This is a genomic window from Streptomyces glomeratus, assembly GCF_021462825.1.
Classification (GTDB): Bacteria; Actinomycetota; Actinomycetes; order Streptomycetales; family Streptomycetaceae; genus Streptomyces; species Streptomyces glomeratus.
Genome location: NZ_JAKEEB010000005.1, coordinates 293,107 through 306,336, shown reverse-complemented (window position 1 = coordinate 306,336; position 13,230 = coordinate 293,107). Strand labels below are relative to the sequence as shown.

14 protein-coding genes are annotated in these 13,230 nt (G+C 71.9%); 12 read left to right on the top strand and 2 right to left on the bottom strand.

The window, feature by feature from the left end; genetic code table 11:
- The first annotated feature begins 10 nt into the window (after positions 1 to 10).
- The 10 genes from zapE to LZ604_RS08765 all read left to right on the top strand — a co-directional run bounded on the left by zapE (position 11) and on the right by LZ604_RS08765 (position 8,402).
- A complete protein-coding gene (gene zapE / locus LZ604_RS08810) occupies positions 11 to 1,117 on the top strand; it encodes a cell division protein ZapE (protein ID WP_234513927.1) in 1,107 nt (368 codons plus the stop codon).
- A 166-nt stretch (positions 1,118 to 1,283) separates the two neighbouring features.
- Positions 1,284 to 1,682, top strand: coding sequence for a hypothetical protein (locus LZ604_RS08805; RefSeq protein ID WP_234513926.1), 399 nt, complete (start codon positions 1,284 to 1,286; stop codon positions 1,680 to 1,682).
- Between the two features lie 149 nt (positions 1,683 to 1,831).
- The gene (locus tag LZ604_RS08800) at positions 1,832 to 2,413 is read left to right on the top strand and encodes a carbonic anhydrase (RefSeq protein WP_234513925.1); all 582 of its coding nucleotides are present in this window, start codon (positions 1,832 to 1,834) and stop codon (positions 2,411 to 2,413) included.
- An 8-nt stretch (positions 2,414 to 2,421) separates the two neighbouring features.
- A complete protein-coding gene (locus tag LZ604_RS08795) occupies positions 2,422 to 3,879 on the top strand; it encodes a SulP family inorganic anion transporter (protein ID WP_234513924.1) in 1,458 nt (485 codons plus the stop codon).
- Between the two features lie 148 nt (positions 3,880 to 4,027).
- Positions 4,028 to 5,095: a slipin family protein gene (locus tag LZ604_RS08790; protein ID WP_234513921.1), complete on the top strand. Its 1,068-nt coding sequence runs from the start codon at positions 4,028 to 4,030 to the stop codon at positions 5,093 to 5,095.
- Between the two features lie 76 nt (positions 5,096 to 5,171).
- Positions 5,172 to 6,035 carry a PPK2 family polyphosphate kinase gene (locus LZ604_RS08785; protein WP_234513919.1) on the top strand — a complete coding sequence of 288 codons (864 nt, stop codon included), beginning with the start codon at positions 5,172 to 5,174 and terminating at the stop codon, positions 6,033 to 6,035.
- A gap of 149 nt (positions 6,036 to 6,184) precedes the next feature.
- A complete protein-coding gene (locus tag LZ604_RS08780; RefSeq protein WP_234513917.1) occupies positions 6,185 to 7,024 on the top strand; it encodes a polysaccharide deacetylase family protein in 840 nt (279 codons plus the stop codon).
- 30 nt (positions 7,025 to 7,054) lie between these two features.
- The gene (locus LZ604_RS08775; protein WP_234513916.1) at positions 7,055 to 7,240 is read left to right on the top strand and encodes a hypothetical protein; all 186 of its coding nucleotides are present in this window, start codon (positions 7,055 to 7,057) and stop codon (positions 7,238 to 7,240) included.
- A gap of 54 nt (positions 7,241 to 7,294) precedes the next feature.
- Positions 7,295 to 8,044 (top strand): aminoacyl-tRNA hydrolase, encoded by a 750-nt coding sequence (locus LZ604_RS08770; protein ID WP_234513915.1) that lies wholly within the window; start codon positions 7,295 to 7,297, stop codon positions 8,042 to 8,044.
- Between the two features lie 64 nt (positions 8,045 to 8,108).
- Positions 8,109 to 8,402, top strand: a complete 294-nt coding sequence (locus tag LZ604_RS08765) for a hypothetical protein (RefSeq protein WP_234513914.1) — start codon at positions 8,109 to 8,111, stop codon at positions 8,400 to 8,402.
- 36 nt (positions 8,403 to 8,438) lie between these two features.
- On the opposite strand, the gene LZ604_RS08760 is transcribed toward LZ604_RS08765, so the two are convergent.
- A complete protein-coding gene (locus LZ604_RS08760) occupies positions 8,439 to 9,365 on the bottom strand; it encodes a LysR family transcriptional regulator (RefSeq protein ID WP_234513913.1) in 927 nt (308 codons plus the stop codon).
- An 82-nt stretch (positions 9,366 to 9,447) separates the two neighbouring features.
- Between LZ604_RS08760 and LZ604_RS08755 the strand changes: the two genes are divergently transcribed.
- On the top strand, positions 9,448 to 10,389 hold the full coding sequence (locus LZ604_RS08755; protein ID WP_234513912.1) for a DMT family transporter: 942 nt from the start codon (positions 9,448 to 9,450) through the stop codon (positions 10,387 to 10,389).
- A 37-nt stretch (positions 10,390 to 10,426) separates the two neighbouring features.
- Here the strand turns inward: LZ604_RS08755 and LZ604_RS08750 are convergent, their stop codons facing one another.
- Positions 10,427 to 11,362: a LamG domain-containing protein gene (locus LZ604_RS08750; protein ID WP_234513911.1), complete on the bottom strand. Its 936-nt coding sequence runs from the start codon at positions 11,360 to 11,362 to the stop codon at positions 10,427 to 10,429.
- 384 nt (positions 11,363 to 11,746) lie between these two features.
- Between LZ604_RS08750 and LZ604_RS08745 the strand changes: the two genes are divergently transcribed.
- On the top strand, positions 11,747 to 13,099 hold the full coding sequence (locus LZ604_RS08745; RefSeq protein ID WP_234513910.1) for an MbnB/TglH/ChrH family RiPP precursor modification enzyme: 1,353 nt from the start codon (positions 11,747 to 11,749) through the stop codon (positions 13,097 to 13,099).
- The last annotated feature ends 131 nt before the right edge of the window (positions 13,100 to 13,230 follow it).

The window sequence follows — 13,230 nt, the reverse complement described above, 5'->3', positions numbered from 1 at the left end:
ATGGGGAACCGTGTCCTCATCCTCCGCCGCCACCGGGATCGAACCGATAGCCGAAGCGGCCCCGCTGTCGCTGTGCGCCCGCGAGCCGCACGTCCCCGCCGACCGGCTCGTCGCCGAGATGGTGCCGCCACCGCGCTTCGACTCGGTCCGCTTCTCGACGTACATCCCGGACCCGAACCAGCCCAGCCAGATCGAGGCCGTACGCGTCCTCGAAGGCTTCGCCACGGGGCTCGGCGGTGCCCGGTCCGCGCCCGCCAGGCGCTCGCTGCTCGGCTTCGGCTTCGGCAAGGCGAAGGCCCCGAAGGTCCCGGCCGGTCCCCGCGGCGTCTACCTCGACGGCGGTTACGGCGTCGGCAAGACCCATCTGCTCGCCTCCCTGTGGCACGCGACCCCGGCGGAGCCCGCCCTCAAGGCCTTCGGCACCTTCGTTGAGCTGACCAACCTGGTCGGCGCGCTCGGCTTCCAGGAGACCGTCCGCACGCTCTCCGGGCACCGTCTGCTGTGCATCGACGAATTCGAACTCGACGACCCCGGCGACACCGTCCTGGTCTCCACCCTGCTCGGCAAGCTCGTGGAGGCGGGCGTCGCGCTCGCGGCGACCTCCAACACCCTGCCGGGCAAGCTCGGCGAGGGCCGGTTCGCCGCCGCCGACTTCCTGCGTGAGATCCAGGGCCTGTCCGCGCACTTCCGCACGCTGCGCATCGACGGCGAGGACTACCGGCACCGCGGCCTGCCCGAGGCCCCGGCGCCCTTCACCGACGAGCAGGTCGGCAAGACGGCGTACGCCACCGAGGGTGCCTCGCTCGACGCATTCCCGGACCTGCTGGAGCACCTCGCCCGCGTCCACCCGAGCCGCTACGGCGCGCTGACGGACGGGGTGAAGGCGGTATGCCTGACCGACGTCCAGCCGGTGCCGGACCAGTCGACGGCGCTGCGGCTGGTCGTGCTCGCGGACCGGCTCTACGACCGGGAGGTGCCGGTACTCGCCTCCGGACTGCCGTTCGACCAGCTGTTCAGCGAGGACATGCTGAGGGGCGGCTACCGCAAGAAGTACTTCCGGGCGATCTCCCGCCTCACCGCCCTCGCCCGTGACGCAAAGGGTCTTGTGAAGGCGTAACAGTCCCAAACGGTTGTGCGCCACCGGCGCGTTCCGGCCATCCTCACCTCGGTTTTTGGGCTCTCCTTTACCTGATACGCGAAGTTGACCCTGCAAACGAACCGGCCCCGGTTAATGTGTTGGTCAAGACATCCGTGACGGACGCACGTGGCGGGGAGGGGGGCGCATGGTTCGCGGCACGACGGTCCGATGGGTGCTGACGGCCCTGTCCGCCGTCCTGCTGGCCCTGCAGCTCTGTGCGCCCACCACCACCTCCTTCACCTCCGCGTCCCGGACCCATGCGACCGCCGCCGGCTCCCCGGAGCCGGTCACGAGCAAGCGCGCGGACGACGCGGACGAGGCCGTCACCTGCGGCGGGATCGGCCATCCGGCGGGTCGCACCGGCCCGCTGCGCACCCGCGACCGCCATCGCACGGCCGCGGGCCCCCTCCCGGGGGCGCCGACGCCGTCGGCGTACGACGACTCCCCGGCCGGACCGGCGGCGGCCGTCCGGCCCGCCTCGCCGCACATATCCAGACCCTCGACCGCTCACACCGAAGCGGCACTCCAGGTGTTCCGCTGCTGAGCCACCCGTCCGGTACGGACTGACACCGCCCTCCCCTCACCACGCCACGTTGGCCGAGCGCGTCGACGTGGGGCCATGTCGCCGTACCCGCATATGCCACGTTCTCGTACACCGACGCGTCGAACGAAGCGCGCCAGGAGGAACTGACAATGCAGCCCCTCATCGATCACGCCCGTGCGCACGGACAGCGCCCGGAGAAGTTCGCCCGGCTGGCCGAGGGCCAGTCCCCGCAGGTCCTGTTCATCACCTGCTCCGACTCCCGGGTCGTGCCCGCCCTGATCACCGGAGCCCGGCCCGGTGAACTGTTCGAACTGCGCACCGCGGGCAACATCGTGCCCCCGTACACCTCCGAGCTCCCCACCAGCGAGGCGGCCACCGTCGAGTACGCCGTGGAGGTGCTCGGCGTCAGGGACGTCGTCGTCTGCGGCCACTCGCACTGCGGTGCCGTCGGCGCTCTGGTGCGCGGCGACGACCTGACCGCCGTCCCGGCCGTGCGCGACTGGCTCGCGCACGCCGCGCCCGAGCCCCGGGCGGCCGACGCGGACGACCCGGCGGTCGCGGACGCCGTACAGAACCATGTGCTCGCGCAGTTGCTGCGCCTGCGGTCCTACCCGTGCGTCGAACAGCGCCTGGCGACGGGCCGACTGCGCCTGCACGGCTGGTACTACGAGGTGCACACCGGAGCCGTACGCGAACACCGCACCGCCACCGACACCTTCGAAGCCCTGTGAGCGGCCCGATGACCAAGTTCCCTTTTCTCAGGCAGGACTTCGCCGCCTCCCTCGTCGTCTTCCTGGTCGCGCTCCCGCTGTGCGTGGGCGTGGCCGTCGCCTCCGGTGTGCCGGCCGAACTCGGCCTGGTCACCGGCATCGTGGGAGGCATCGTCACCGGGATGCTGCGCGGCAGCAGCCTCCAGGTCTCCGGGCCGGCGGCCGGGCTGACCGTGCTGGTCTTGGAAGCGGTGCGGGAGTTCGGACTGCCGATGCTCGGCGTGATCGTGCTGGCCACCGGTGTGCTCCAGCTCGCCATGGGCGCGCTGAAGCTGGGGCGCTGGTTCCGCGCCATCTCGGTCTCCGTCGTGGAGGGCATGCTGGCCGGCATCGGCCTGGTGCTGATCGCCGGACAGCTCTACTCCCTGATCGGGGCGAAGGCCCCGGCCTCGGGCCTGGGCAAGATAGCCGCACTGCCCGGGGCGCTCCTCGACGCGATCTCGAGCACCCGTGCGCCGGCCTCCCTGGCAGTCGGCACGGGCACCATCGCCGTCCTCGTGCTGTGGAAGCACATGCCGCGCGCGGTGCGCACGCTGCCCGGTCCGCTCGCGGCGGTCGGCGTCGCCACCCTCGTCGCCGTGCTCCTCGGCCTGCCGGTGGCCACGGTCGAGGTGAAGGGGCTGCTGGGCTCGATCCAGCCGCCCTCCCCGAGCGCCTACGGCGAACTGGCGGACCTGGGCCTGCTCGGCACGATCGTCGCGTTCGCGCTGATCGCCTCCGCCGAGTCCCTCTTCAGCGCCGCCGCCGTGGACCGCCTCCACGACGGTCCGCGCACCGAGTACAACAAGGAGCTGATGGCGCAGGGCGCCGGCAACACCGTGTGCGGGCTGCTGGGCGCGCTGCCGATGACCGCGGTGATCGTGCGCAGCGCGGCCAATGTCCAGGCCGGCGCCCGCACCAAGGCGTCGCGGGTGCTGCACGGCGTGTGGCTGCTGCTGTTCGCCGCGCTGCTGCCGTCCGCACTGGCATACATACCGGTACCCGCGCTCGCCGGCGTCCTCGTGTACTCCGGGGCCAAGCTCGTCCCCCTGCGGGCGCTCGTGGCGCTGTGGCGCGAGCACCGGGGCGAGGCGCTGATACTGCTGGTCACCGCGGTGTCCATCGTGACGATCAGCATGTTCGAGGGCGTGCTCATCGGGCTCGCCCTGGCCGTGGTGAAGACGGCGTGGGAGGCCTCGCACGCCCGACTCGAGGTCATCGACAAGGGAGCCGGACCGGTGCAGGCGTATCTGTCGGGCAACGCGACGTTCCTGCGGCTGCCGAAGATCCTCGAGAGCCTTGAGGCACTGCCGCAGGACCGGCCGGTGGAGCTCGACCTGACCGGTCTGCACCACCTGGACCACGCCTGCCGTACGGCCCTGGAGAACTGGGCGGAACGGCACAGCGCGGCCGGGACGGAACCGGTGCGGATGACGTCCGGCGGCTGACGCTCCGGGGCCGCTCGGCCCCGGCACAAGGGCCCGCCGGCGCCGTACCGGCGGGCCCTCGCTCATGCGGCCTCGGCGGAATTATCGTGGCAAGTGCAGATGTACCGGATGTACCGGATACACCTGACCTCTCGGTGAGGAGGTCGTCATGCTCTCTGAGGTGGTGGGTGCCCTGGTGGGCCTCGGCGCCGTGGGGCTTGTGTACGTGTCCGCGGCGGCCCGGGTGGTGAAGCAGTACGAGCGTGGGGTCGTGTTCCGCTTCGGACGGCTCCTCGGCTCGCCGAGGCCACCGGGTTTCACCGTGATCGTTCCCTTCGTCGACCGGCTGCAGAAGGTCAACATGCAGATCGTGACCCTGCCGATCCCGGCGCAGGAGGGCATCACACGCGACAACGTGACGGTGCGCGTGGACGCCGTCGTCTACTTCAAGGTGATCGACGCGGCCAACGCGCTCATCCAGGTCGAGGACTACCGGTTCGCGGTCTCGCAGATGGCGCAGACCTCGCTGCGCTCGATCATCGGCAAGAGCGATCTCGACGACCTGCTGTCCAACCGGGAGAAGCTGAACCAGGGCCTGGAGCTGATGATCGACAGTCCCGCCGTGGGCTGGGGCGTGCAGATCGACCGGGTCGAGATCAAGGACGTGTCGCTGCCCGACACGATGAAGCGGTCGATGGCCCGCCAGGCGGAGGCGGACCGCGAGCGCCGGGCCCGCGTCATCAACGCGGACGCGGAGCTCCAGGCGTCGAAGAAGCTGGCGGAGGCCGCCGGGGTGATGTCCCAGCAGCCCGCCGCGCTCCAGCTGCGCCTGCTGCAGACCGTCGTGGCCGTCGCGGCGGAGAAGAACTCCACGCTGGTCCTGCCGTTCCCGGTCGAATTGCTGCGGTTCCTGGAGCGGTCGGGGCAGCCCGAGGGTGCGGCGGGACAGGGCGGGACACGGTCCGCACCGGACACGCCGGTCCCGGCGACCTCCGACGCGCCGGAGCAGTCGGCCGCGGGCACATCGGCAGCGACGGCGTGGGAGGAGGCGGCACCGGAGCTTGCCGGAGAGGCCACCGAGGCGCCTTTGCACGGGCTCGCCCAGGTCCCGGTCGGCGAGGGCGCCCATACTCCTTCGGGCGAGGCGCCTCCCGAGCTGTGGGCGGAGCCCGCGCCTGAGGACGTGCCGCCGCCGACCCGGCAGAGTGCCCCCGCCTCGGTCACCCACGACGACTGACAGTGAGGATGTGACGTGGCACCGCTTGTCGCATCGGCGGGCCGTCGGGGAACCCGGTGCGCACAGGAGGTGCCCCATGGCCCGCAGGCGAGACAGCAACCCGGTGCGCGAGCTGCTCCGGCTCCCCGTCGGCAAGCCCGTGGACCTGTCCGCGTACGACGCCGCGGCGACCCCCGGCAGCCCTCCCGGGGGCAAGGCCGCCGGCATCGCGGCGACCGCCCGGATGGGCGAGGACCTCGCCGACCTTCAGGAACGCCTCTGGGCGGCGGCGACCGCCGGGGATCGCCGTCGGCTCCTGCTGGTCCTGCAGGGCCCGGACGCCAGCGGCAAGGGCGGAACGGTCAAACACGTCATCGGCCGGTTCAATCCGGCGGGCTGCCGCATCCACGCCTTCAAGGCGCCCACACGGCAGGAGCGCCATCACGACTTTCTCTGGCGCGTCGAGAAGGCGCTGCCGCGGCCCGGCGAGATCGGGGTCTTCGACCGCTCGCACTATGAGGACGTCCTGATCGCCAAGGTGCACTCGCATGCCTCGGACGACGAGATCGATCGTCGTTACGGCCGGATCAACGCCTTCGAGGACCGCCTGAGCGACAGCGGCGTCACGCTCGTCAAGTGCTTCCTCCACCTGTCCCGCGAAGAACAATGCCGACGGCTGCTGAAGCGCCTCGACAAGCCGGACAAGCACTGGAAGTTCGACCCGGGCGACCTGGACGAACGAGCCAGGTGGCCGGCCTACCGGCAGGCGTACGAGACCGCCTTTAGCCGCTGCGCCACGTCCGCTGCTCCCTGGTACCTGATCCCCGCCGACCACAAGTGGTACCGCGACTGGGCCGTGAGCAGTCTGCTGCTCGAACACCTCCGGGAACTGGATCCCCGCTACCCGAAGGCGGGCTTCGACGTCCGGGAGTGCAGGCAGCGCCTGCTGCGCGAGGGCTGAAGGACGGCCGAACGACCGGAGGCAGGGACCGGGGCAGGGCCGGGGGCGGCCGACGTGGCGGCGGCCGGGCGGGTGACTTCACCGGTGTGCCGGCCCGGCGCACCGCCGCGATGGCCGTGGCATCGCAGGTCCGCCCATACGTTGGTGCGGTGATCTTTCTGGTACGACGCATCGCCGCCGTGTGCGTGGCCTGCGCCGTCTTCGCCGCCTGCGGAGCCCCGAACGCTCCGCGGGGCCCCGAGCAGCGCTCGGCGCGGTCCTCGGCGTCGGCCTCGGGGGAGGCGGCACTCACTCCCGGTTCCGGCGGCCTGATGCCCGTCTTCAAGAGCGCACGGACACAGAAGAAGACCATCGCCCTCACCTTCGACGCGGACATGACCGCCGACGAGGGGCCGCGGGCGGCGGACGGTGAGCGCTTCGACAATCCCGAGCTGATCGACGCGCTGCGCGAGTTGAAGGTGCCGGCCACCGTGTTCATGACGGGCCGGTGGGCCGACCAGTACCCCGAGGAAGCCCGGGGCATCGGCCAGGACCCGCTCTTCGAGGTCGCCAACCACTCCTACAGCCACTACTCCTTCACCGACGGCTGCTACGGGCTGCCGGTGCTGCCCGAGTCGCGGATGCGCTCGGACGTGGAGCGCGGCTTCACCGCGATCCGCAATGCGGGGGTCGCCCACCCGATGCCGTACTTCCGTTTCCCCGGCGGCTGCTACGACAACCGGGCCCTGCGCGCGCTCGGTCCGCTCGGTGTCACCGTGGTCCAGTGGGACGTGGTCAGCGGGGACGCGTTCGCGACGGACCCGGACGCGGTGGCGCGGCAGGTGCTGCGAGGGGTGCGGCCCGGTTCCGTGGTCGTCATGCACTGCACCCGGAGCGCGGCGCCGGTGACCGAGCCGGCGGTGCGGGCGCTGGTGCCCGAGCTGCGCAGGCAGGGCTACCGGTTGGTGAAGGTCTCCGAGCTGATGGGGGCGTCGGGCGGAGGCGGCTAGGCCCTGGTCGGCTGCGCTTACGCTGAAGGCATGAGCGACTACTCCGATACGGAGGCGGCGCCGGCAGTGACCCCGGCGCCCACGGCGGACGGCCCGCCGTTCGCCGAGTGCGTGCTGTGCCGGAAGCCGACCGAGTATCCGGAGTCGTACAAGGGGATCACGCTCTGTCCGGTCTGCACATGGCAGGAGGCACAACGCACGGCCTGCTCCGGCTGACGCCCCCGGCGACCGCGCCGATGACCCGATCTTCGGCCTGGCACACTGGGCGTCGTGAGCAGTGACCAGACCCCCGCAGCCTCGGCGGACTCCCCGCACGACGGTCAGGACAGCCCCTTCCGCTCGGAGCGCACCACACGCGACGAGGCGCCGCAGTTCGTCCTGCCGCTGGTGGTGCGCATCGAGCGGGCGGCTCCTCCGGCGCGTACGGACGCGCTGGAGACCGCGGCGCGTGCCGTGCTCATGATCCTCAGCGACGAGCGCTCGCTGGGCGAGGGAGAGTGGGCCCGGGCGATGCGCGACTGGCAGGACGCGCGGATCCGCAAGGTGGTGCGCCGGGCGCGTGGGGCGGAGTGGCGCCGGGCGGAGGCGCTGCCCGGCATCACTGTCACCGGCAAGTCTGCGGAGGTACGGGTCTTCCCGCCCGTCCCGCTGGACGGCTGGCCCAAGGACCTGGCCCGGCTCCAGGTCTCGGGCACGGACCTGGAGGACCCGGAACCGCCGCTCGACCCCGACCCGTCGACGCCGGTGCTGTGGTTGAACCCCGAGCTGGAGATGTCCGCGGGCAAGGCGATGGCCCAGGCCGGTCATGGCGCGCACCTCGCCTGGTGGGCCCTGCCGGACGACGAACGCGCGGCCTGGCGCGAGACCGGCTTCACGCTCCGGGTCCACACGGCACCCCCGCCCCTCTGGTCCGAACTGACCACGTCCGGCCTGCCACTGGTGCGGGACGCGGGCTTCACGGAGATCGCCCCGGGCAGCTGCACGGTGGTGGCGGACCACCCGGCCTTGCGCCGAGGCTGAGATCCGCTCGGCCGGGGTGGCTCCGAGACGGCACATCGGGCTCCTTGGTGACAGGATCGGCGTTATGGGCACCGAGACGGACTGGGTGTACCGGGTATTCGAGCCGCACGGCTCGGAGGGATGGCGCCCCTACGGCAACGACCCCGAACGGTGGGCGGGGGCGATCAGCGCCACCGATTCGAGCCAGGGCGCCCAGTACGCCGTCGCCCTCGTCGTCGCCGACCTGATGACCGAGTGGAAGATGCGTGGGCTTCCCCGGGCGAAGCACGTGCGGGTCTTCCTCTGGCGCGGCGAGGAGGGCGACGAGGCGGATGCGGACATCATCGTGGAGGTCCGGCCGGACATCCACGCAGCATGACGCCGGGCTCCGCGATTTCCGAAATCCCGCCCGGCCTCAGCTGCGCGGCTCTGTGTCGCCGGGGGCTTGGCTGCTGATGGCGGCTGCCGCGGACCGCAGCTCGGTGAGGACCGTCCGGACAGCCGTGCGCGCCGCGCGTTCGGGGCGATGGAGTGCGTCGATGTGACGTCGTGCGTTGACGCCGACCAGGGGCCTGAGAGCCACTCCGACGTGCGGGCGGGCGGTCCAGCGCGGCATCAGGGCGATTCCGGCGCCTGCGGCCACGACCTGGGCCACCACGGCGAACTCGTTGATGCGGTGGGCGAGGTGGAGCCGACGGTCGGCCGCGGCCGCGATGGCCTCGATGGTGGCCATCAGCGGGAAGCCGTCGTGAACGGTGATCCAGGGCTCGTCGGCCACATCCCGGGGACTCAGCCGCGGCTTGGCGGTCAGCGGGTGGCCGGCGGGCAGTGCGACGTCGAGCGGTTCGTGCAGCAGGGCGGTGACGGACACGGTCCGGGGCCAGGGCGCGGCATGGTCGAGGCGGTGGGCGAGGACGATGTCGTACTCGCGGGTCAGGGGCGGGAAGTCGTCCTGGGCGACGTCCTCGTCGGCGAACGCGAGCCGCGGGGAGCCGGGGGCGGACAGGGCGCGCACCAGATGAGGCCAGAAGGCCGCGGCGGCGCTGTGGAAGGCCGCCACCGACACCCGACCGTCCGCTCGGCCGAGGAACTCCTCAACGCTGTGGCGGGCTCGGGCCAGGGCGGTCTCGACTTCGATCGCGGCGTCGGCCAGAGCGCGTCCGGCCGGGGTGAGCACCAGCCGCCGCCCCTCGCGCTCGGTGAGCGGAACGGGGACCGAGCGCTGCAACAGCCGCAGTTGCTGGGAAATCGCCGAAGGGGTGACCCTCAGCGCCTCCGCTGCGGCCGTGACGCTGCCCAGCTCTCCCAGCTCGCGCAGGACCCGTAGCTGTCTTTCGTCCACGAGGGACATTGTAGTACTGCTACATATTCACTTCAGAAGTTGATACTTGGCTTCATTGTGCTGGTCGGGCACCGTGAGGGGCATGCCTGACACACGTCGAACCGATCTGGTGCTCCTGCTGGTTGCGATGGTCTGGGGCTCCAGCTATCTGGCGGCGAAGACGGCCACCGGCGCCGCCCCGGTCCTGGTGGTGCTGTTCCTGCGCTACCTGCTCTCCGCGGTGCTGAGCCTTCCCCTGGTCCTGGCCACCGCGCGCCGTCGGCGGGCCCCCTGGACACGGAGGGAGATCCGCATCGGGTCCGTTCTGGGCCTGACCCAGACGGCGGTCCTGGTACTGGAGATGTACGGGGTGGCGCACACCAGCGCCGCGAACGCGGGGCTGCTCATCAGCCTGACCCTGGTCATCACACCCCTGCTGGACCGCTCCGGGGGCCGCGGCAGGGTGCCGCCGCGTTTCTTCCTCGCCGCGGGCGTGTGCGTCATGGCGGTCGGCCTGCTCACCTCGGTACACGGGCTGCATGCTCCTGGGGTGGGTGACGTCCTGATGCTGGCCGCGGCCGTGGTCCGAGCCGTCCATGTGGCCCTGGTCGGGCGGCTGACCGTGGGCCGTTCGCTGCGGCCGCTGCAGCTGACCTCCCTCCAGACCGTCGTCGGGGCGGTGCTGTGCCTCGTACCGGCCACCGCGGGGGGTCTGCCGGCGGCGGCTCGTATCACCGCCGGCACGTGGTTGCAGTTGGTCTATCTCTCCCTGCTCTGCAGCGTCTTCGCCTTCCTCGCCCAGACGTGGGCCATCCAGCGCACATCCGCGAGCAGGGCCAGTCTCCTGCTGGGTACCGAACCCGTGTGGGCCGCCGCCATCGGCGTCGGCATCGGCGGCGAGCACCTGACCGTTCTCGCCGCCCTCGGCGCGGTGCTGATGGTGGCCGGGACCTACTGGGGCCAGGCCATCGAACAAGCCCACCGCGCCATGCAGGGGGCGAAGGAGAACGGCACCCGTCCGGCCACGACGCTGAGCAGGGCCTGAACCGCTCTCCTCGACCGCACCGCGACGCGGTACCGGCTCAGCGGCTGGTCCCGCCGTAGGTGTAGCAGGTAACCCAGGTCGTATCGATCTGGACCGAGGAACCTCTGGCCGCGTAGTTGCCGCCGAGGCTCGACTCGTTCTGGAGCACCCAGGCCGCGACGTCGGGGTTGTCGCCCGCGACATGGCCGATCCGGCGGCCGTCGAGGTAGAAGGTGACGCCGGACGGGGTGATCTCGTAGGTGCTGGTGTGCCAGTCGGTCCACTGGGCGGGGGCGTCCGCGTTGTACTCGGCGAAGCCGTGGACGAAGGCGCTGATCGGGTCGTAGGCGAAGTTCTCGCCTGCCTCGGGGAAGTCGATCTCACTTTCCGCGTAGCGCAGATGGGCCATCTTGTAGCCGTCCAGCGTGCCGTGGACGCGCCAGCGCTCACTGAACTTGCCGTAGCGGATGTTCATGCATCCCAGCGGCACCAGTGCGGCCACATGGTTGTCGCCGACCGGCGGCCGGTACATGCGCACGTGCAGCTGGCCGTCGCCGGTGAAGGACGGGCCGATCCAGGTGGTGTCGTCGGCGCGGTACTCGCCGCCGAAGGTGCGGGTGTTGCCGTTGGAGTGGTTCTTCGGGTTCGCCGTGTCGTACCAGCCGCGCGGGTAGGCGCCGAGCGACAGGTACACCGACCCCGGCCCGGTGCCGTACCTCCGCAGACCGGCGCACTTGTAGTCGCCGTCCCCGGCGCAGGAGGAGAAGGCCCCCAGGGGGATGTGCTGTCCGTTGAAGTTGTCGGCGAAGACCTGGTGGAAGGGACCGCAGTCACCGTGCGGCATGACGTTGTCGAGGGTGTGGCAGGCGTCCTGGGACGGCGTTGCGCCCCGCGCCTGCCACGGCATGAGGAGGGTCGCCACGAGCGCGGCGGGGACGAGGGCGAGGACACCGCGCAGGCGGTGCGCGGAGGGGCGACGGCGCATGGTGATCACGGATCTTCCTGGTGAGGCCGGGGCTGCGAGCGGCGTGGCGGCAGGCGCGGACCGAGGGCCGCCGCGCGGTGCGCATGGTCAGCAACAGCTCTTCCTGGAGATCGCGGGCGTCAGGGCCCCCATTGAGGTGAAACTGCGCTCCGGCCCGCTCCGGCTGCGGTGAGCGGCGGGCGGAACCTCAAATGTTCCTCTGAAGGCGCCCGGGGAGGGTTCGGCCCCGTCCGGCCGGGGCCATGACTCCGTCACACCGGCAGCGGCGGTTCGTCGAGGGGGACGGGCGGGCGAGGACGGGACGGGGACGGGGGGCGGCCGGTGCGGCGGAACGACCGTGGTCCGCAGGGGGCGCGACGGCGGATCTGTGGATCCGTGGCGGAGGAGGGGACGATGGAGCGACTGGGTACGGGCATCGGGTGGCGGCCGGAGATCGCCGACGCGGTGGAGCGGATGCCGGGCATCGACTGGGTCGAGGCCGTCGCCGAGAACGTCTGTCCCGGTCACCTGGACGAGTCGCTGGTACGCCTGCGCGAGCGCGGTGTCCCCGTTGTGCCGCACGGTGTCTCCCTCGGCCTCGGCGGCGCGGACCGTCCCGACGAGACACGGCTGTCCGCGCTCGCCGAGCGCGCCCAGGCCCTCGGGTCGCCGCTGGTCACCGAGCACATCGCATTCGTACGGGCGGGTGGGCCGCTGACCGCTTCGCCGGCGCTGGAGGCGGGTCATCTGCTCCCGGTCCCGCGCACCCGCGATGCGCTGGACGTCCTGTGCGAGAACATCCGCATCGCCCAGGACGCGCTGCCCGTGCCGCTCGCCGTGGAGAACATCGCGGCGCTGATCTCCTGGCCCGGCGAGGAGATGACCGAGGGGCAGTTCCTCTACGACCTGGTCGACCGCACCGGCGTACGCCTTCTGATCGACGTCGCCAACCTGCACACCAACCACGTCAACCGGGGCGAGGACCCGGCCCGGGCTCTGGACGAGCTGCCCGTCGAGGCCATCGCGTACGTCCATGTCGCGGGCGGCTTCGAACGCGACGGCGTCTGGCACGACAGCCACGCGCACCCGGTGCCGCAAGCGGTCCTCGACATCCTGGCCGACCTGGCGTCGCGCGCCACCCCGCCCGGGGTCCTGCTGGAACGCGACGAGAACTTCCCCGCACCCGGCGAACTCGAAAGGGAGTTGTCCGCCATCCGGCAGACGGTCCGCAGGACAACACCCAGGACGCACCCCGCCGCCGGCGCCGTGTCCCCGGGGCCGGTCCGGGAAGCAGGGCCGGACGAGCCGGCGGACGGAGCGGGCCCCGGCCCCGACGGTGGCGGGCCCGCGCCGCTCGTGCGGCAGCGGGTCGCGCTTGCGCAGGCCGCGCTGCTGTCCTCCCTCGTCGCCGGTACGCCCGTGCCCGAGGGATTCGACCGGGTACGGCTCGGGGTGCAGGCGCGCGCCCTCGCCGCCAAGCGGGCCGGTGTCGTCGCCAAGGTCGCGCCCGAGTTGCCGGTGATCCTCGCAGAGGCGTACCGGCCGGCCTTTCTCGACTACGCCCAGGGCCGTCCGATGACCGGCGGCTACCGGCGCGACGCCCTCGACTTCGCCGAGCACCTGCTGCTCGCGGAGCTCCCCGCGGACCCCGGGACGCGACGACGGCTGCGTGACTGGTGGCTGGAGCGCTCGGGCCCCACCCCACCGTCCCGGCACCCCGCGGCCCGGCTGGCCCGCGCCACACGCCGGGCCTTGCAGCGGCACTGAGCCCGCGGGCCCTTATCACCCGCGGGCGGCACCGGAGGCCGACTCCGCGGAATGTGCCGCGGTTAACACAGCGACCCCACGACAGGCCACAGCGGTCGTTTTGCTCTCTTTCGCTGCGGAATACCCCGCTT